Genomic DNA, 18,601 nt, shown 5'->3' with positions numbered 1-18,601 from the left:
ACATGCCCACAGTAAAAATGACGTCGCATCTTTACCGGTTCTTTCCGGCGCTAGAGGACCGCGCAATTACGGTGCCGGCCGGTTCGGTGGCGGAAGTTTTGCAAGCCGTCAACCAGCTTGCCCCCGGTTTTACCGATTACATACTGGATGAACGCGGGGCGCTGCGCCGACATGTTTATCTTAGCGTTGACGATACCATCGTGGTCGATAGGAAGGCGCTTTCGGATCGCGTCCCGGAGCATGGGGTTGTCTATATTTTTCAGGCACTGAGCGGCGGATAAATGCTTTTGCCGGAAACTATCCGATTGTCCAAGCACAGGCTAATGCCAGCCACCGTATTGCGTTGTCGGGTCGCCGCGAAAACCGGATGTGGTCTTGTTGGCATCGGGCACATGCGCAGTACTTTCCGCTGCCTGCACCATATTGTTGTGGGTGTAGCCGCCCATGGCCTTGGCTTGTTTAGCGATGGCAGTGGTCGTGGGGTTGATGTCGTATTTGCTGGCGTCGGGATGGATCACCACACTGATTAATTGCGCGTCTTTCGGCGCGTTGGGGCCGGGCGTGTAACTTAGAATGACCGGTAAATCGGTGCCGGCGGGTACTTGAATTTCATAGCGCTGGCTGTTGTTGAGTTCGGTGCTGGCAAGCGTTTTCCCGCTTTCGGAGAGTAAGCTAACGGTGCCGGTTTTGAGCGGTCCGGCGTTGTCGCTGACAGCGCCGAGCAGCGCTGTGGTGCGCAGGGTTTGTTTGACGGCGGCTTTGCTGGGGGCGCTTATTTTTGCTTGGTCCTCGCCGCAACCGGTCATTATTCCGCAGCTCAGCAGGGTAAGACCGGCGATCAGAGCAAGTGTGAATGTAGTCGGGTTTTTCATCTGTATCTCCGTTGACATCAGTTTAAGATACCCGCTAAATCGGCCTGCGACAAGTAGGGTTTGCGTGCCAGGAATCGGCGTTGGGCGCTCAGATAGCAGTTGAATAAAGCCGCCAAGGCCGTTATAGTTGCCCAACTTTTATACTTGTAAATCAATGCTATGCCATCATTCGACATCGTTTCAGAACTCGACAGCCACGAAGTGACCAACGCAGTGGACCAAGCCAATAAAGAAGTTTCTACCCGTTTTGATTTCAAAGGCTCCAATGCCTGTTTCGAACAGCAGGAAGACAGCATCCTGATGAAAGCAGAATCGACCTTTCAATTGCAACAAATGTTGCCGATTTTGTATGCCAAAATGGGTAAACGCGGCATCGATATTTCCAGTTTGGAAAGCGGCAAGATACAGGACACCGGCAAAACCGCTCAGCAACCTATAACCTTAAAGCAGGGTGTGGGTACCGATCTGGCGAAAAAAATCGTCAAGCTGATCAAGGATAAGAAACTAAAAGTCCAGGCCGCGATCAACGGCGATAAGGTGCGCGTGACCGGCAAAAAACGTGACGACTTGCAGGAAGTGATTCAAATGTTGCGCACGGAAGACTTGGAGCAACCGTTGCAGTTTAACAATTTTCGCGACTAGCTTAGCTTCCGAAGTCTAAGCTACTAACTAAAGGGATTGTCGTGGCGGGCCCGCGGACGTCGATTCTTCAGGACTTCAGCTAGCTGACCATGGACGCCAGTTATAAAGATTGATCCCGTTAGCGTCGGACTGGCGTAGTAAACATCAGCAACTTGTTCGAAGATTTCGTTAAAACTATCGGGGGAGAGCGATATGCGAACGGTAATGATCGGTCAAAAAGTGCCACCCCTATCGGTTTCCGAATGGGTGGAGGGACAGTCTGTCAATTTCGAACAATTGCTTGGACAAGTTGTGTTGGTGGCGGTGTTTCAAGTCAACTGTCCCGGCTGTTTCTTGTCTTGTTTGCCGCAGGTCTTGGCGTTAAAACAACGTTATGCCGAGAGCGGTTTGACCGTGCTGGGGCTGGCCACCGCGTTTGAGGACTTCGATAAAAATAATCTGCAAAATTTAAAACGTTTGGTCGAAACTGGCGAAGTGATCGGCGAAACCTTTAAAGTGTTAAATGGGCGAGGTCTGTTGCAGGACGGCAAGTTACCGTATCGCATCGATTTTCCGGTAGCAATGGATAGATTGACCAAGCGCGAATTCGGCAGTATCGAAAGCGAAATTGACGCTTTTATCAGCCAACGCTTGAGTGATTTGGAGCAAGACATCGGTTTGCGGCAACCGCATGTGCGAGCGCAGGTAAAACAATATCTACAAACCCTGGATTATCACGCCGAAACTTTCGAGTTTTTCCAGTTACAGGGTACCCCATCCTATATTCTGGTTGATAGAGCGGGCTCGCTGGTCCAATGTAAGTTTGGCGCATATCCCGATCTGGAAACCGATATTCTCAAGCTGTTGTAACTCCTGTTCGGGTGCTCCAGGTTAATGCTGTTTCACTGCAAAGTTATTGAATGCGGCCGGTGAATGTCAAACTTGCCCTCGCAGGGATGATTTAAGCGAAGCAGTTACAAAGCCAGCGATTGCTTGTGGTGAAATCTTAAGGCGACATCCGTGTCTAGTGTTAACGTTTTTTAGCAAGCCAAACCCGCCGTTTCCGGATAAGTCAGGCTGGGGTATAGCAATACAACTTGGTCTTAAGCGCTTACTTTGCGGCGCAAACCAATCAGGCCAGCCAAAGCTGAGCCAAACAACCAGACAGCACCAGGAACAGGCACTGCGGTTGATCCGCCTTCAACAAACGGTGTAAAGACCAGACTTTGTGACGACTGTTTTTTCTCGATCAATGCGGAATCACCGACATTGAAAGATTCAGCGGTTAAGTCGTTTTGGATTCTGACGCGAACATCGGCATTACCCCAAGCAACAGGCGTGTTCAGCGTAGCCGAGGCCGACCAAGTGCTTAGCGGGCAGCCGGACGATGTGGCGCAGGAGTCTGTCAATGGCCCGGCGGAAAAGTTGGTCGCGATATGGTCCACCCCATTCCACAGATTGGTTAAACGCAATTGGCCGGAAGCATCGACCGAAGGTGCCAAGGTGATGCTGCCGGAGCGATTGACTAGGCGGTAGTCGCCGTTTTCCACCAGGCTCACGCCACTCAAACTCAGATTTGCATCGGGTCGAATGTCAAACTGCACATTGCTGTTGGTGAACACCGTGCCTTGAGTACCGGTTGCTTGGGCTTTAAAGTTCAACGGCGAGAATAAAACGCTATTGCCGTCACCCGATAAAGTCGGGGCGCCAAACAAGCCTAAATTGGTGTCGTCATAGACGGCTGTGAAGCCGTTGCCGTCCAGCGAAATTAATGCCGCCGAGGCATGTCCGCTAAATATTGAAATTACCCCGGCAAATGCCAGGAGCCACGAGTTAATTTTCATAAAAGTCCCTAATAACTATAAAAAGGCAAGTTGACTTCGAGTAGCACCAGTCGCTTTCTCTAAAGGTCTGTCGAAGTCGGTTAAAGTGCGCTGGCCGCATTGTGTTTGGAACTTTTTAATGCGTTGCCGCTTCCATTGCCAGCTACCTACGATCAGCCCTTTGTCGAGAAAATCTCGAGTAAAAACAAAGTCGTCGGTATTCTTCCTAGAAATGCTGTCTTTGCGACCTAACAGAGTTCCGGTCGGTGCGCAATCGTACGAATTGTCCAAGTCAAAACGGTTACCGATCCGTGAAGGTTTGAAGAAATGTATTACAAAGGTATTCTGCCCATTGCATGGATGGCTGTACTGAAAGCCCACGGCGAGTCTTTGAATGTTTGAGACAAAGCAGCACGAGCGGCGGTCAATAATGCCAATCTATACCTAACAATTCAGGTCATGGTATGGTTGCGCGACTTTTTTTATCCTTGTCGCTTTTTCAGGAAACGCCCATGACCGAACCCTTGCTGATCGCTAAAGCCCAACTTGCCGAACTTTGTCTACTGCCGGCCATGGCTAACCGCCACGGCTTGATTGCCGGCGCGACCGGTACCGGCAAAACGATCACGCTGCAAACCTTGGCCGAGGCGTTTTCGCAAATCGGCGTGCCGGTATTCATGGCCGATGTGAAAGGCGATTTGTCCGGCATCAGTCGGACCGGCGGCGGCAATGCCAAAGTTGAAGCGCGGCTGGCTGAGTTGGGGATAGCCGCCGACTATGCGGCGGTGCCGACCCTGTTTTGGGATGTGCTCGGTAAAAAAGGTCACCCCTTGCGGTCGACCGTGTCGGAGATGGGGCCGTTACTGCTGGCAAGGATGTTGGATTTGAACGAGGTGCAAAGCGGCGTGCTGACCGCAGCGTTTAAGATTGCCGACGACAATGGCTGGCTGTTGTTGGATTTGAAAGACCTGCGGGCCTTGCTGCAATATGCTTCCGAAAATGCAGCGGAGTTGTCTAGCGAATACGGCAGCATCTCGGCGGCTAGCGTCGGCGCGATCCAGCGCGGCTTGTTGCAACTGGAGCACGAAGGCGGCGAAAACCTGTTCGGCGAGCCGGCTTTGGATTTCAACGATTTTCTGCAAACCGACGGCGGGCGGGGCGTGATCAATATTCTGGCCGCCGACACGCTGTATAACTCGCCGCGCGTTTATGCCACTTTGCTGTTGTGGCTGTTGTCCGAATTGTTCGAAAATCTGCCGGAAGCCGGCGATCTGGATAAGCCTAAATTGGTATTCTTCTTTGACGAAGCGCATTTATTGTTCAACGATGCGCCGTCGGCTTTGCTGCAAAAAATCGAACAAGTGGTGCGCTTGATTCGGTCCAAAGGCGTGGGCGTATATTTTGTCAGTCAGAATCCTTTGGACATTCCTGATGTAATTCTCGGCCAGCTGGGCAATCGCGTGCAACATGCCTTGCGGGCGTTTACCCCGCGCGACCAAAAAGCCGTTAAAGCAGCGGCGGAAACTTTTCGGGCCAATCCGGACGTGGATGTCGAAACCGCGATCACCGAGCTGGGCGTCGGCGAAGCCTTGGTATCTTTCCTGGACGAAAAAGGCACGCCAATGCCAGTGCAACGGGCGATGATCAAGCCGCCAAGCTCGCACGTCGGCGCGGTCAGTGACGCCGAACGCCAGGAGTCTATCAGCACGTCAGTGATTGCCGGCCATTACGAAAAACAGGTCGATCGCGAATCGGCCTACGAAATTCTGAAAGGCCGTGCGGAAAAAATTGCGCCCCCTGAGCCGGCCGGCGACAGCGGCGATTCCGGATCAGGTTTCAATTGGGGCGAAGTGCTAATGGGCGGCGTCGGCGCAGCTACCAAGTCCCGACGTGGCCGCAGCAGCGGGGGGCAAAGTGTGCTGGAAGCGGCCGCGAAAAGCGCCGCTCGCAGCATCGGTCAGGAAGTGGGCAAGCAAATCATTCGCGGTGTGTTGGGATCGTTATTGGGTGGTCGGCGCTAAGGCCTAAAACATTGCTGACATAACGCTGTCAGGAGGGCTGTTTTAGGATGACGGCTCTTTTAACCACAACGAGGACAACATCATGATCAACAACTTAGCAACTTGGTTTGAATTACCCGTCATCGATATGCCGCGCGCGCAGGGTTTTTATCGCGGGGTTTTGAATGCATCGTTCAAGGATGAGGAAATGGGCGGTTATCAACTAGGAATTTTCGATGCCGAGGAAGGTGCCGTCAGCGGTATGCTGGTGTTGGGCGAACATTATCAGCCAAGCGCAAGCGGCGCGGTGGTGTATTTCAACGGCGGCGCAGATTTGAATGAGCCGCTGGCCAAGGTGGAGGCAAACGGCGGCAGCGTGTTGATGCCAAAAACCCCCATCCACGATGGCGAATGTGGCTATTTCGCGATGTTGCTCGATAGCGAAGGTAACCGTGTTGGCCTGTATTCCCAAGCTTAATGGCAAATAAAACGGCGGGCAGCCTTAATTATGGCTGCCCGATCTGCTGATGCGCCGCGCTGATCGTTTATTCCAAATCGTGCAAATCCTGCGTAACCGCCGGCTGGTTACCGCCAAGGTGCTCGCCGAGCGTCTGGAGGTTTCCGAACGTACCATCTATAGAGACATTCAGGTACTAAGCCTGTCCGGCATTCCTATCGAAGGCGAGGCCGGCGTCGGTTATATGCTGCGCCACAGTCTGGATATTCCGCCCATCATGTTCAGCGCCGCCGAACTGGAAGCCTTGGTAATCGGCGCGCGCATGGTGAAAACCTGGGCCGGCAAGGAACTGGGCCATTCGGCGCAGTCGGTGCTGGATAAGGTGACGGCGGTGGTGCCTGCTGAATTGCGCGAACAACTGGAGCGCAGCAAATTATTCGCGCTACGTTTTTCGCCGCGCGAAGATTTGGATGTGACCATGGATATTTGCCGCAAGGCACTGGACGGCAAGCGTTTGCTGTCCATGGATTACCGCCGAGCGGACGGCACATTCAGCCAGCGGCGGATCAGGCCGCTGGGTTTGTATTTTTGGGGCAACGTCTGGACTTTAGTGGGTTGGTGCGAACTGCGCGGCGACTTTCGCAATTTCCGACTGGATCGTATCCTGCGGGCGCTGGTGCTGGACGAAGTATTTACCGACGACGCCGGCCAAACCTTGCAGGATTTTATTCGGCGGATGCAGTGTGTGCCGCAGTGAGATTGTCCAGTTAACGCAAAGATTCGGGTTGCCGAACGCCAGGTTTTCTCTATCATGTCCGTTTAAGCTGGCGTTCTTGCCGGTGTTTTCATTTAATTGACTCTCAACTGATCCTGCTCATGACAACAATCAACATTCAACAAATGATGGCCGACAGCGGCGTGGCGTTCGGCACTAGCGGCGCGCGCGGCCTGGTTAGGCAAATGACCGGCGAAGTCTGTGCCGCGTATACACTGGCGTTTATCCAAGGTTTGAATTTGGCGCGGCCCGGCCAAAAAATTGCATTGGGTATGGACCTCAGGCCGTCCAGCCCGGAAATTGCCCAAGCCTGTGTAGCCGGAATTCGTCAAGCCGGCTGCGAAGTGGATTTTTGCGGGGTGTTGCCGACGCCGGCTTTAGCCCTGTATGCGCTGACGCGAGGTCTGCCGGCGATTATGGTTACCGGCAGTCATATTCCGTTCGACCGCAACGGCATCAAATTTTATCGGGCCGATGGCGAAATCAGCAAGGCCGATGAAGCGGCAATGACCGGCGCGACGGTTGATGTGCAAGAGGTGGCGGCTGAGCTGCCTGCTATTAATTTGGCTGCACTCATGCAATTTCGGCAACGTTACACCAGTTTATTCGGTCACGATTTGCTAAACGGCTGGCGGGTGGGTGTTTACGAACATTCCAGCGCCGCGCGCGATGTGCTGAAAGACGTGCTGGCGGAGTTGGGTGCCGAGGTGATTGGCTTGGAGCGCACCGATACTTTCGTGCCAATAGACACCGAAGCGGTCGGCGAGGCGGATCGTCAGCGCGGCCGCAACTGGGCTGCCGAATATAAACTGGATGCACTGATCTCCACCGACGGCGACGGCGACCGGCCCTTGATCGGCGATGAAACCGGCGAATGGCTGCGCGGCGATATCGTCGGCTTGCTGTGCGCGAAATTTCTGGGCGCTGACACGGTGGTGACGCCGGTGAGCTGCAATACCGCCATCGAAGCCTCCGGCTGGTTCAAACAGGTGATTCGCACCCGGATCGGCTCGCCGTATGTCATCGCCGGCATGGAGCAAGTGCCAAGCGGTGGTGTGGCAGGCTTCGAGGCCAACGGCGGCTTCCTGGCTGGAAACGGTTTGTCCGTGAACGGCAAAGCCTTGGCGCCATTGCCGACTCGCGATTCGCTGCTGCCGGCCTTGGCTTTGTTGGCGATGGCGAGTACCCAAGGCGTGACGTTATCGGGACTATTGCAAGGCTTGCCGCAGCGTTACACCGCCAGCGACCGTATTCAAGAGTTTCCGGTCGTCAATAGTCGTGCTCTTCTGGAACGCTTGCAAGCCGATGAAACCGCCTATCGTGGATTGTGGGGCGACAAATTGGGCGCGCCGGTCAGTAGCGATACTACGGACGGCTTACGCTTGACCTTCGCCAACGGCGAGATCGTGCATTTGCGTCCGTCCGGCAACGCGCCGGAATTGCGTTGTTATGCCGAGGCCGACGCTATGGTGCGCGCGGAAGATTTGGTAGCTGAAACGCTAAAGCGGATTGCCGGCTAAGCGGTTAATCCGCCGTTAAGCTTCTGTGTTGTATTGTCTAATCTCGATAATAACTAAATACGAGGGTAACACCATGCAACATAAAGCAATTTTATTCAGTTCTTTAGTCTTTGTTTCCGGCGCTGCGTTTGCTCAGTCGGCGGTATTGGAAGGTGTGGCTAAACAAGCGGCGAAAGACACGGCAACATCGGTAGCCCCTGGCGCGGTGAGGGGTGTCGAACAGGCCGGTCAGGCTGTGAATCAGGTGCAACAAGTTCAGCAGGGCGTGCAAAGCGCTCCCGCCGTTCTAAAAGACCAAGCCCAAGACGCAGTTAAAGATGCCGCCCAACAAAAACTGGAGCAAGCAGTACCGGCGGAAGTCAAACAAGGCGCGGAAACTCTGAATGCCAACAAGGAGAAGGTCACGGAATTGAAAGGTAAGGTAGACGCGGCGCCTAAATCAACCGGCGAAGCAGTCAAAGCGGTGAAAGGCAAAGCCAAGCAAAAAGCGGCGGCAAAAGCGCTGGATTTGTTGAACTAAGCGATAAGAAAAAGGGCGGCGAACTGCACCGCCCTTCCTAAGTTTCGCCAAGACCGGTGCTTGGCGAATACCTCACTAACGAATCAATTCCCGATTCTTCAACGCCACGTAAATATCATCGACGTTGTATTGGTCACAATCGAAACTTAGATCGGCCACAGCCGGTTTTTCATCCAGACACAAGCACAACAAACCGGCGTTTTTAATCGCGGTGGCCAGCGCATTGTTGGCTTGTTCCAATACCGTGGTGGCGTGGCCGGTGTCGAACAGTTTGCGTTCCAGCTGATAAGCCACTTGCTGGGCATTGTCCCCGCTTAAGGCGATGATGCTGGCTGTTTGGCTGAAGCGAATTGCCCGCTCTGCGGCAGACACCGGTGACCAGTCTTCCGCGCTCGCGTCGCCGGTGATCATGCCGGCGCCGACCGTGACGTTGGTCAGACGGTCGATGACGATGAACGAGCCGGTAGTTTTGTTGCGTTTATACGGATCGAACACCACTGGCGCATTGACCGCAACGGTGCAGGAGCCAATTTCGTTCAGTTTTAACTCCATCGCATCGTGGTGTTCCAGCGTGTTGACGTCGATGCGGTGATGAATCATCGATATTGAGCCGGACACGCTACGCGTCGCAAGTTTGATCACGTATTGTCGCCCAGGCACCATGGCTTGTTCGGTCATCCAGACGATAGTGGCTTTGAATTTATCGGCGATGCTGGGCGCGGCTTGTTGCTTGCCTAGGATAATGTCCCCACGGCTGACATCGATTTCGTCTTCCAGGGTTAAAGTGACCGCCATGGCCGCAAAAGCCTCGTCCAACTCGCCGTCGAAGGTGACGATGGATTTGATTTTGCTGGTTTTGCCTGATGGCAATGCCGTGATTTGATCACCTTTTTTGAATATGCCGGAGGCAACGGTGCCGCAGAAGCCGCGAAAATCCAGGTTGGGACGGTTGACGTATTGCACTGGGAAACGGGCGTCGTCGAAGTTGTGGTCGCTGGCGATTTCGATGCTGTTCAGCAGTTCCATCATCGGCATGCCGGTAAACCAGGGCATGTTGGCGCTGGGGTTGACCACGTTATCGCCATCCAAAGCCGACATCGGAATGAAATGTACGTCGTGCAGATCCAGGGTTTTGATAAATGCCAGATAGTCGTCCTGAATCTTGCGGTAAGTCTCTTCGCTATAGCCCACCAAATCCATTTTGTTGATGGCGACGATGATGTGTTTCAAGCCCAACAACGAAGCGATGAAACTGTGCCGTTTGGTCTGGGTTTGCACGCCGTAACGAGCGTCGATCAAAATCACCGCCAAATCGCAGGTCGACGCGCCGGTCGCCATGTTGCGAGTGTATTGCTCGTGGCCGGGGGTGTCGGCGATGATGAATTTGCGGGTGGAGGTGGAGAAATACCTGTAAGCCACGTCGATGGTAATGCCTTGTTCGCGCTCGGCTTGCAAGCCGTCGACCAGCAAAGCCAAGTCGATCTTGCCGGCACCGGTGGTGCCGGATTTGACGCTGTCGGCCTGTACAGCGGCCAATTGGTCTTCGTAAATCATTTTCGAGTCGTGCAGCAGGCGGCCGATCAAGGTGCTTTTGCCGTCGTCGACGTTGCCGCAAGTTAAAAACCGCAATAACTCTTTACGTTCGTGTTGAGCCAGGTAGGCGTTAATGTCGGTGCTGATTAAGTCGGATTGGTGGGACATGGGATTCCTAAGTGCCTTATTTGTTATAAAAGGTGCCGCGCTTTTTTGTAAAGCGCTTACTTGCAATGCTGTTTTAAAAAGTTAGCTAAATCATCACGGCTCAATTGCCGGGTTGCCACATTGATCACCCATTCGTAAAGCTGGGCGTTATCCATCGCCGGCTGTTTATGATTGGCAGCCAGAAAAACCAGCATACAGGCAGCAGCGGTTCGCTTGTTACCATCCAGAAAAGGGTGGTTATTGGCCACGGTTTGAAAAATGTTGCCGCTGTGTAATGCCAGGTTTGTTGGGCTGCGCCGAGCGCCGATTCCAACAATACTTCATCCCTTATTCCCTGTGTGCCGCCGAAGCGTTCTATTTGTTGCCGATGTATCGTTAATGCCAATGTTTTTGAGATAAAAAACAAGTCGGGCATGTTACTGCGCTAACTTTGCAAAGGCGTCTGCATATTGATCCATCAATTGTTGATGAATTTGCAGGGCTTCTTCTTTGCTTACTGTCTGATCTGGCTGTCGCTTCTTTTGTTTTTCTTCCAGGAACAGGACGAAATCGAGTACCTCAGCTTGTAGGCCGGGTTCAAGATTTACGAGATGTTGTTGTATTTGTTCATGTAATTGCATGAGCCACCTGTAAAAAACTTATCGACACCACTGCTTTTCGCAGGGAATGCCGTCATTGTTGCCATCCATTTTGGTGTCCGGACAGTTATTGATGAAAAAAGTCGCTTCTTCGCAGGAAGTCATTTGTGAGCAATAGGTGCGACCGTCGCATACGTATTTTTGCGAGCGGTTCTCTACGGCACCGGCAGTTGGTGGGCCATCCGCTTGTTCCGAATTTGAGTCGCTATGGAAAAGGCTCTTAATCTTGTCGGTTATTTTGGACAAAGGCGGTTGCTCGGCTTTAACTTCTGCAAGCGGTTTCAAATTGGCGGCTTTACGATCAACTTTGGTATCGCATGCGGTGTCTGAATAGACAACGCGGCCGTTCGCATCGGTACATTTATAAACCGCGCCTAAGCTATCTGCTGCATAAAGCAAGATAGACACCAGCAATAAATTTCTGATTGCCATAATCGCTGCCGCCTTTCGCGTACTGCCGGATTGTTAGAAGTAACCTTCCCGCTTTTTCTGCTCCATAGACCCAGCCTGATCGTGGTCAATCAAACGGCCCTGGCGCTCAGAGGTGGTGGTCAGCAGCATTTCCTGGATAATTTCCGGCAGCGTGGTGGCAGTCGATTCAACCGCGCCGGTCAAGGGATAACACCCCAGTGTGCGGAAACGCACCATTTTCATCTCAACTTTGTCATTCGGTCCGATTGGCATGCGCTCGTCGTCGACCATGATCAGCATGCCGTCTTTTTCGACGACCGGCCGCTCCTTGGCAAAGTACAAAGGCACGATGGGGATATTCTCCAGGTGAATGTATTGCCAAATATCGAGTTCGGTCCAGTTGGACAGCGGGAAGACGCGGATGGACTCGCCCTTATCGACTTTGCCGTTATAGATGTTCCAGAGTTCCGGGCGTTGGTTTTTCGGGTCCCAGCGGTGATTTTTATCGCGGAACGAATACACCCGTTCCTTGGCGCGGGACTTTTCCTCGTCGCGGCGCGCACCGCCGAAGGCCGCGTCGAATTGGTATTTGTTCAGGGCTTGTTTCAAACCGTCGGTTTTCATCACGTCGGTATGTTTTTTACTGCCATGGGTGAAGGGGCCTATGCCTTGGGCGACGCCTTCTTCGTTGATATGTACGATTAAATCCCAGCCCAGATCTTTCGCCATGTTGTTACGAAACTCGATCATTTCTCGGAATTTCCAGGTGGTATCAACATGCAATAAGGGGAAGGGCGGTTTGCCGGGGAAAAAGGCTTTGCGTGTCAAATGCAGCATGACGGCAGAATCCTTGCCGATGGAATACAGCATGACCGGCTTTTCAAATTCTGCCGCCACTTCGCGAATGATATGGATGCTTTCTGCTTCGAGCTGTTTCAGATGGGTTAATTTATAATCGGTCATCAAATATCCGGGGCGCACGGCCATGTTTGCTGTGAAGTGTAAGCCCGCTATTTTAAAGGCAAACCCCCATCGACGCTATCGGCAAAGCTTATGAGACAGATACACGGACTGGAAAAACTGGTTGAACAACAACCTGGTCGGTTAAATACGCAAAAACTGGCCGAGTTGTTGCTGACTGATTTGCAGCATTGCCGTTGCAGTATTTACGGCACGATTGGCGACGATGACAAAGTATTATTGGCGGAGCTGGACTTATTGCCGGACAGCCTGGAATACGAGATGTTCGATCAGCGTATCGATTTGATCGTCGCCGGCCCGATCTTGCGCAACGATTGCGTGCCGTTAATTTATCGTCTGCAAGGCGAGCATTTTGCGCTTAGCGGCCGCTGCTCCATGATCGCCAGGGTCTGCGGCGTGGATTTATATTTGCAGCGCAGTTATACCGGTGTAGTTGGCGACGTCGCCCGGCAGAAATTCGCCGTTCCCCTAAAACCACTATTGCAAATGCTGTAGTGCTTTAGTCCTTACCCCGATAAATCCGGCATCGCGGCGGATTTGGGGTACCATGAGGTTCAGGTCCCGCGCATCTGCGCGGGCCATTGGGCAGGATGGCGACGGAGTCAGGCAGATGAAATTCTATGATCGCAGTCGTAGCCTTTGCGAGTGGGAGCGGGTTGAGGAATGGCGCGAGAAAATGCGCGTTAGCCTGGCGGCTCAGGAAAGCAATAAAGTATCGCCCTTTCATTTGTTGTCGATACCGGGTGTGTCGGCTGCCGAACAACGGTTGTGCGCCGATCTGTGGTTGAAAGATCGCATCGATGCCAGCGCTGTTGAGCGGGCCGATCTGGCCTTTAGCTATGCTACCAGCAGCCGGCCCAAAATTCGTCTGGGTTATTTATCCTGCGATTTTCATGAACATGCCACGGCTTTTTTGTTGGCGGAACTGTTCGAAGCGCATGATAGAGAGCAATTCGAGGTGTATGCCTATTCTTATGGTCCGGACGACGGCCTAGGCATGCGCCAGCGGCTGTGTGAGTTTTTCGACAGCTTTGTCGATCTGCAAGCCCTGTCACTATCTGAAGCCGCGCAAGCCATACATGACGACAACATCGACATTCTGATCGATTTAAAAGGCTACACGCGCGGCACCCGCACCGAGATTCTCAGCTACCGGCCTGCACCGATCCAAGTCAATTATCTCGGTTATCCCGGTACCTTGGGAGGCGACTTTTGCGACTACATCATCACCGATCCTTACCTGACCCCTGCTGCCAGCGCCGCTGACTACAGCGAAGCCTTTGCCTACCTGCCCGACAGCTATCAACCGCACGGTCGGCATGCGCCGATCGGTAAGTCCACCAAGCGCGCGCAACACGGTTTGGACCAGCACAGCTTTGTGTTTTGTTGCTTTAATCAGGCTTACAAAATCACCCCTGACGTATTCGATATCTGGTGCCGGCTGTTGTATAGCGTGCCTGGCAGCGTATTGTGGCTGCTTAAAAACTCCAAAGCCAAAGGTAGGCTCAGAAACGAAGCTTATCAACGCGGCATTGCCCCGGATCGATTGGTATTTGCGGATGATCTGCCGCAGTTAGAACATTTGGGCCGTTTGGCTTTGGCTGATCTGGTGTTGGATACCCAGCCTTACAATGCGCATACCACCGCCAGCGATGCCTTATGGGTGGGGGTGCCCATAGTGACCTGCGTCGGCGATACGTTTGCATCCAGAGTAGCAGGCAGTTTGCTGCACGCGATTGGTTTGCCGGAATTGATCGCCGAGGATTTGGAAGGCTATTACGATCTAGCCCTAGAATTGGCGACTAATCCGGCGCGCTTAAGCGAGGTTAGGCAAAAACTGGCAGATAATCGCCTCAGTACCCCGCTATTCGACATCAAGGCCTATACCCGGCATTTGGAAGCTTTGTATCAAACCATGTGGCAGCGGCACGTCGCCGGCGATCTGCCGATAGCGATCGGCCAAACCGAGCCGCGCTTATAGCTGGCTATTGACCCAGCGCACAATGTCTTGCGCGCTCAGCGCGCCGGCTTGTCTGGTCAGTTCTTTTCCTCCCTTGAATAGAATCAGCGTTGGAATGCTGCGAATATTGTATCGGGCGCTGAGCTGTTGCTCGGCTTCCGTGTCGACTTTGCCCAAACGAACACGCGGTTCCAAAATTTGCGCGGCTTGGGCAAAAGCCGGCGCCATCATTTTGCATGGTCCGCACCAGTCCGCCCAAAAATCCACCAGTAACGGAATGTCGTTGCGCGCCAGATGGGTTTCAAAGCTTTTCGAAGTCAGCGCCAACGGATGGCCGCTGAACAAGGCTTGATGGCATTGTCCGCACTTGGGGCCTTGCGACAGACGAGTGGCGGGTACGCGGTTGACGGCTTGGCAATGCGGGCAGACTAAATGCAGGGATTCGCTCATAAATTATCTCGGCGTTGATGCTGGATTGTAGGGGCGAATTCATTCGCCCAAGGAATACCGATTATCGCCACAAACCGCCGATGCGCCAACGCGCCGGACGAATAATCACCCGGTTAGCGTAGCCCGGAGCGGCGAACGGCTCTTGCCAAAACGTTTGCTGCCGGCTGGGGCTTAAGGCTTGCAGACGTCGGATGCGTTCCGCTGTGGGCGGATGGGTGCGCAGCCAGGATGGTTCCGGGTTGCCCCAGCCCGGCAGTAAAATCGACAACCAACCGCCGCTGATTTTCTCGATATGCGCCAATGCCGATGCCAAACCTAAAGGATCACCGGTCAGCGCCGCGGCATTCAAGTCGGCATCGTACTCGCGGATGCGCGATAAGCCCAATTGCATCAGCAAGGCCAAATGCGGCGAGAACAATAGCAGCAGTAAGCCCGGCCAATTGATTTGAAAGCTGATCTCGCCAAACACCAGTAAAGGCAGCGACAGCAGCAAAAACAACTGACCGGTTGCGGCGAACAATGCGGTAATTCGGCTAATCGCGTCGGCCAAACCCATCACCCGCAAATCGTTATTGGCGATATGCGCCATTTCGTGCGCCAACACGCCGGCCAGTTCCCGCGAATTTAGTTGGTTGAATAAGCCATCGGTCAAGGCGATGGCCGATTGCTTGCGGCTACCGACTGCAAAGGCATTGATTAGTGGGCTGGGGATGTAATACGGCGTCGGCACGCTGGGCAATTCGGCGCGCTCGGCTAACACCTGCAAGATTTGCCATAGAGCCGGCGCTTCCTGCGGATAAATCGGCCGGGCTCGGTAAAGGCTCAACGTCAAGCGCCAAGCAGCCGCCGGCTCTAAGATCAGTGCAAACACGCCGGTTGCCAATGCCATCCAGATGCCTTCTTCCCCGAATAATAAACTGCCGGCCAAGGTGCAGATTGCCAGTAGCGCCAGCATCAGCAGCACTGTTTGCAGCCGGTTGAGCCAGCTATGACGATGCCAGGCTATGCTTTGCATGGGCTACTCCAGGCCGGCCCGGCGCAAACGGCGGCGCAATTCGTCGATCTCTTCCTGCATGTCGGCAACCAGCGCAGCCAGCTCCGGCACCGCTTCGAAATTGCGCTCCAAACTGACGATGCGCCGTACCCGCACCAGATGCGCGCTGGAAAAACGCCATTCGCTTTGCTGCTGCGGCAGCGGGTTAAGCAAGCCGTCTTCAATATGCCGGGTAACCCATTCCGGCTCCACCGCACAGATAGTGGCCAGCTGCTGCAAAGTCAGGCCGCTGTCTTCCAGAACGGCGTCTATCAAGTTCTCGGCTGATGGCATGCTTTAACTCCTGTAGTTTGTGCGCGGGTCAAAAGCCAGTTCGCGCGCCATGGTTTCGTAAAGTTCTCGGGCTTTAGGCGATTTAGCAGGCGGCAATACCACCTGAATATCCAGCAGCAAATCGCCGGGCGTCGCGCTGGGAATACCCTTGCCGCGCAGCCGCAGTTGCTGACCGCTTTGCGTGCCTTCCGGGATGCGCACCTTTAAACCGGTATCAAATAAATTCACCGGCACCATCGCCCCCAGCGCCGCTTCCCAGGGCGTTAGCGGTAGATTCATATGCAGATTGCTGCCGTCTACCCGCAAACGCGGATGTGGATTGAAATGCACTTCCAGCAACAAGTCGCCGGGTTTGCCACTGCCCATGCCCGGCGCGCCCTGGCCGGCCAAACGGATGATCTGGCCTTCATACACGCCTTTGGGGATTTTTACGTTCAAGGTCCGGGTATCAAGAATAACGTGGCCGCCGGCGTCCATGCGCGGTACCCGCAAACTGATTTGCCGTGCTGCGCCGCTAAAGGCATCGCCTATATCCAGCAACACTTTGGCGTGATGGTCCTCGCCTTGGGTGTGAAAGCCGGTCTGGCTCTCGAACGGCCCGCCCCGCGCCCGGCCCGCGCCCATCTTGCCGAATAATTGACTGAAAAAGTCGCCGAAATCCGCCGCGTCAGTGCTGGAGAATTCGAAACCGGCGTCCCAATTTGGCGGTGGATGGAACTCCTGTCCTGGCCGGTAGCCGCGGCCGAGTTGATCGTAAGCCGCGCGTTTTTCCGTGTCGGATAGCACCGCATAGGCTTCGTTGATCTCTTTCATATGCTGCTCGGCATCCTTTTCCTTGGAAATGTCCGGGTGGTATTTGCGCGCCAGCTTGCGGTAAGCCTTTTTGATGTCAGCTATTGCCGCATCGCGGTTGACGCCGAGAATCTGGTAATAATCTTTATATTGCACGCAGTGGCTCCTGTCGGTAGTGTGTCTGGCGCTAGGCGAACTGTTTTGCGTTGATTTATAGCGGATAGCATGGGCTGGGACAACTTATAAAATAAGGTAGAGTAGTATGAACGCAATAGGCCGCAAACTGTCCCGTCAAGTAACTTAGGTTACGGCGGAGAGGTTTAGGCGAAAGGGAAACAGTGTCTCTTGAAATAATTGATTTAAAACCCATATTGCTGACAATTATTTTATCGATTTGATAGAATGAGAACTCTTGGGGGTGACATGGCTTCGACGTGGGTAGCAAAACCTCAGGTGCATGCCGAGCACAGTACAGCTCGTAAAACCTACTGAAAACAAGTATTCGCAAACGACGAAAACTACTCAGTGGCCTTAGCAGCTTAAAACCTGCACCACTTCTCTGACCAGATGTACTTATGCGTCTGGAGTCTCTTTCGGGAGGCGCTCAGGGATCATATTACATAAGCTCGCGCCAAGGCTTAGTTCGGAGCCCGAAGCGCTAAATCCAATCGAAATCGCTGTTGATCCTCTTGGCCCGACGGGTAGTCAACAGTTAAATCAAAAGCGCGGGATAAGCATGTAGAGCTTGTGGCGGAGTGCTTGCGGACGGGGGTTCAATTCCCCCCACCTCCACCAAGAATGTGTATTAAACGTCCTAAGATGTACCGAACCCTGCGAGTTTCAAGACTTCGCGGGGTTTTTTATGTCTGGTAAAGTCTACTAAAATCTCAGTACCCGTTCGTTTACCTGAGTATATGGCTGAAAGGCTTGCAAATGCTGTTGAAGGAGCAATAAACCATGCGGTTGTCACAATCTCAAGCCCAAACAATACGTGAAAGCGTCTTAAGCAACTTCGGTGAAGATGCCCATGTGTGGTTGTTCGGCTCAAGAGTCCGGGATGACGAGAAAGGTGGCGACATCGACCTTTATATCGAGGTCCAAGCGCAATCGGCAGCGGACTTAATCACTAGTAAATTGAAATTTCTACGTGATTTACACAAAAGACTCGGGGATCAAAAAATCGACGTCGTGTTGCGTAAGGCCAATGGCTCGGTTGAGTTACCGATTTATCAAATTGCCAAACAGACCGGGATTCAGTTGCAATGATTACAGCCATTCAAGAGATACTAAAAATCTGTGACCGTCATGCCGATAGGTTGCGGTGGGCTGTCAGTCAACTGCAATGTCATGCCCCATTTGACGAACATGGTTTAAGTCGTTTGACCGATACTGAGATTGCCGTCCTGGATCAGTTTTCTGTCCGATTTGGGAAATTGCAGGATGCAATGGGCGCCAAGCTGTTTCCGGCGGTGTTAGAGCTGACAAAAGAACCCGGCGAGTTAAAAGCATTTATAGACAAGTTGAATCGCCTTGAAAAAATTGGTGCGATTCCATCGGCGGATGATTGGTTGTTGCTGCGTGAAGTCAGAAACACCTTTGCACACGATTACCCTGATGATCCTGAACTCAAAGCGGAAATCATCAACAAGGCGCTTGATCTAACAGCCTCCCTCATCGATGTGTTGGATTCAGTAAAACGTTTCGTCCAACCTTATTTGTAGTGATTGGCAGACGCCGATAAATCCCACTAGAC

Annotated in this window: 23 protein-coding genes and 1 other RNA gene; 13 read left to right on the top strand and 11 right to left on the bottom strand. The window is 53.2% G+C overall.

Going from position 1 to position 18,601, the window contains the following annotated elements:
* Positions 1 to 2 precede the first annotated feature (2 nt).
* Complete coding sequence (locus NP589_RS05650; RefSeq protein WP_256606110.1) at positions 3 to 281, top strand: ubiquitin family protein; 279 nt, start codon at positions 3 to 5, stop codon at positions 279 to 281.
* Between the two features lie 39 nt (positions 282 to 320).
* Here NP589_RS05650 and NP589_RS05645 read toward each other — a convergent pair whose 3' ends face one another.
* Positions 321 to 872: a hypothetical protein gene (locus NP589_RS05645; protein ID WP_256606109.1), complete on the bottom strand. Its 552-nt coding sequence runs from the start codon at positions 870 to 872 to the stop codon at positions 321 to 323.
* 159 nt (positions 873 to 1,031) lie between these two features.
* On the opposite strand from NP589_RS05645, the gene NP589_RS05640 reads away from it, so the two are divergent.
* Both NP589_RS05640 and NP589_RS05635 read left to right on the top strand, forming a co-directional pair.
* The gene (locus NP589_RS05640; RefSeq protein WP_256606108.1) at positions 1,032 to 1,514 is read left to right on the top strand and encodes a YajQ family cyclic di-GMP-binding protein; all 483 of its coding nucleotides are present in this window, start codon (positions 1,032 to 1,034) and stop codon (positions 1,512 to 1,514) included.
* Positions 1,515 to 1,706: 192 nt separating this feature from the next.
* The gene (locus NP589_RS05635) at positions 1,707 to 2,363 is read left to right on the top strand and encodes a thioredoxin domain-containing protein (protein WP_256606107.1); all 657 of its coding nucleotides are present in this window, start codon (positions 1,707 to 1,709) and stop codon (positions 2,361 to 2,363) included.
* Between the two features lie 233 nt (positions 2,364 to 2,596).
* Here the strand turns inward: NP589_RS05635 and NP589_RS05630 are convergent, their stop codons facing one another.
* Complete coding sequence (locus NP589_RS05630) at positions 2,597 to 3,337, bottom strand: hypothetical protein (protein ID WP_256606106.1); 741 nt, start codon at positions 3,335 to 3,337, stop codon at positions 2,597 to 2,599.
* A 491-nt stretch (positions 3,338 to 3,828) separates the two neighbouring features.
* Between NP589_RS05630 and NP589_RS05625 the strand changes: the two genes are divergently transcribed.
* From NP589_RS05625 to NP589_RS05605, 5 genes are all read left to right on the top strand, one after another.
* Positions 3,829 to 5,337, top strand: coding sequence for a helicase HerA-like domain-containing protein (locus NP589_RS05625; RefSeq protein ID WP_256606105.1), 1,509 nt, complete (start codon positions 3,829 to 3,831; stop codon positions 5,335 to 5,337).
* Positions 5,338 to 5,419: 82 nt separating this feature from the next.
* Positions 5,420 to 5,794 (top strand): VOC family protein, encoded by a 375-nt coding sequence (locus NP589_RS05620; RefSeq protein ID WP_256606104.1) that lies wholly within the window; start codon positions 5,420 to 5,422, stop codon positions 5,792 to 5,794.
* 49 nt (positions 5,795 to 5,843) lie between these two features.
* Positions 5,844 to 6,530, top strand: coding sequence for a helix-turn-helix transcriptional regulator (locus tag NP589_RS05615; RefSeq protein WP_256606103.1), 687 nt, complete (start codon positions 5,844 to 5,846; stop codon positions 6,528 to 6,530).
* A 119-nt stretch (positions 6,531 to 6,649) separates the two neighbouring features.
* The gene (locus tag NP589_RS05610) at positions 6,650 to 8,068 is read left to right on the top strand and encodes a phosphomannomutase (RefSeq protein WP_256606102.1); all 1,419 of its coding nucleotides are present in this window, start codon (positions 6,650 to 6,652) and stop codon (positions 8,066 to 8,068) included.
* A gap of 73 nt (positions 8,069 to 8,141) precedes the next feature.
* Complete coding sequence (locus tag NP589_RS05605; RefSeq protein ID WP_256606101.1) at positions 8,142 to 8,588, top strand: hypothetical protein; 447 nt, start codon at positions 8,142 to 8,144, stop codon at positions 8,586 to 8,588.
* A 75-nt stretch (positions 8,589 to 8,663) separates the two neighbouring features.
* On the opposite strand, the gene cysN is transcribed toward NP589_RS05605, so the two are convergent.
* The 5 genes from cysN to cysD form a co-directional block, all read right to left on the bottom strand.
* Positions 8,664 to 10,289, bottom strand: coding sequence for a sulfate adenylyltransferase subunit CysN (cysN, locus tag NP589_RS05600; protein WP_256606100.1), 1,626 nt, complete (start codon positions 10,287 to 10,289; stop codon positions 8,664 to 8,666).
* A 56-nt stretch (positions 10,290 to 10,345) separates the two neighbouring features.
* Entirely contained in the window at positions 10,346 to 10,570 is a 225-nt protein-coding gene (locus NP589_RS05595) for a type II toxin-antitoxin system death-on-curing family toxin (protein ID WP_305890940.1), read from the bottom strand.
* A gap of 135 nt (positions 10,571 to 10,705) precedes the next feature.
* Positions 10,706 to 10,909: a hypothetical protein gene (locus NP589_RS05590; protein ID WP_256606099.1), complete on the bottom strand. Its 204-nt coding sequence runs from the start codon at positions 10,907 to 10,909 to the stop codon at positions 10,706 to 10,708.
* 18 nt (positions 10,910 to 10,927) lie between these two features.
* Positions 10,928 to 11,359, bottom strand: a complete 432-nt coding sequence (locus tag NP589_RS05585; protein ID WP_256606098.1) for a DUF4124 domain-containing protein — start codon at positions 11,357 to 11,359, stop codon at positions 10,928 to 10,930.
* A 33-nt stretch (positions 11,360 to 11,392) separates the two neighbouring features.
* A complete protein-coding gene (cysD, locus tag NP589_RS05580) occupies positions 11,393 to 12,301 on the bottom strand; it encodes a sulfate adenylyltransferase subunit CysD (protein WP_036277398.1) in 909 nt (302 codons plus the stop codon).
* A 90-nt stretch (positions 12,302 to 12,391) separates the two neighbouring features.
* Between cysD and NP589_RS05575 the strand changes: the two genes are divergently transcribed.
* Entirely contained in the window at positions 12,392 to 12,814 is a 423-nt protein-coding gene (locus NP589_RS05575) for a hypothetical protein (RefSeq protein WP_256606097.1), read from the top strand.
* Between the two features lie 115 nt (positions 12,815 to 12,929).
* Entirely contained in the window at positions 12,930 to 14,300 is a 1,371-nt protein-coding gene (locus tag NP589_RS05570; protein WP_256606096.1) for an O-linked N-acetylglucosamine transferase, SPINDLY family protein, read from the top strand.
* On the opposite strand, the gene trxC is transcribed toward NP589_RS05570, so the two are convergent.
* From trxC to NP589_RS05550, 4 genes are all read right to left on the bottom strand, one after another.
* Complete coding sequence (gene trxC, locus NP589_RS05565) at positions 14,295 to 14,729, bottom strand: thioredoxin TrxC (protein ID WP_256606095.1); 435 nt, start codon at positions 14,727 to 14,729, stop codon at positions 14,295 to 14,297. The genes NP589_RS05570 and trxC overlap by 6 nt on opposite strands.
* A 61-nt stretch (positions 14,730 to 14,790) precedes the next feature.
* The gene (locus NP589_RS05560; RefSeq protein ID WP_371929642.1) at positions 14,791 to 15,744 is read right to left on the bottom strand and encodes a zinc metalloprotease HtpX; all 954 of its coding nucleotides are present in this window, start codon (positions 15,742 to 15,744) and stop codon (positions 14,791 to 14,793) included.
* A 3-nt stretch (positions 15,745 to 15,747) separates the two neighbouring features.
* Positions 15,748 to 16,056 (bottom strand): chaperone modulator CbpM, encoded by a 309-nt coding sequence (locus tag NP589_RS05555; protein ID WP_256606094.1) that lies wholly within the window; start codon positions 16,054 to 16,056, stop codon positions 15,748 to 15,750.
* A 3-nt stretch (positions 16,057 to 16,059) separates the two neighbouring features.
* Positions 16,060 to 17,004, bottom strand: a complete 945-nt coding sequence (locus tag NP589_RS05550; RefSeq protein ID WP_256606093.1) for a DnaJ C-terminal domain-containing protein — start codon at positions 17,002 to 17,004, stop codon at positions 16,060 to 16,062.
* Positions 17,005 to 17,262: 258 nt separating this feature from the next.
* On the opposite strand from NP589_RS05550, the gene ssrA reads away from it, so the two are divergent.
* The 3 genes from ssrA (at position 17,263) to NP589_RS05535 (ending at position 18,569) form a co-directional block, all read left to right on the top strand.
* Positions 17,263 to 17,643: a transfer-messenger RNA gene (gene ssrA, locus NP589_RS05545) on the top strand.
* A 162-nt stretch (positions 17,644 to 17,805) separates the two neighbouring features.
* Positions 17,806 to 18,114 (top strand): nucleotidyltransferase domain-containing protein, encoded by a 309-nt coding sequence (locus NP589_RS05540; protein WP_256606092.1) that lies wholly within the window; start codon positions 17,806 to 17,808, stop codon positions 18,112 to 18,114.
* A complete protein-coding gene (locus tag NP589_RS05535) occupies positions 18,111 to 18,569 on the top strand; it encodes a hypothetical protein (RefSeq protein ID WP_256606091.1) in 459 nt (152 codons plus the stop codon). The genes NP589_RS05540 and NP589_RS05535 overlap by 4 nt, the downstream gene beginning before the upstream one ends.
* Positions 18,570 to 18,601: the final 32 nt, after the last annotated feature.

Origin of the sequence: Methylomonas rosea (assembly GCF_024505055.1) — a bacterium.
In the GTDB taxonomy this organism is placed as follows: domain Bacteria; phylum Pseudomonadota; class Gammaproteobacteria; order Methylococcales; family Methylomonadaceae; genus Methylomonas; species Methylomonas rosea.
Note: the sequence above shows the minus strand (reverse complement) of the source record. Positions and strands in the feature narration are given on the sequence as shown.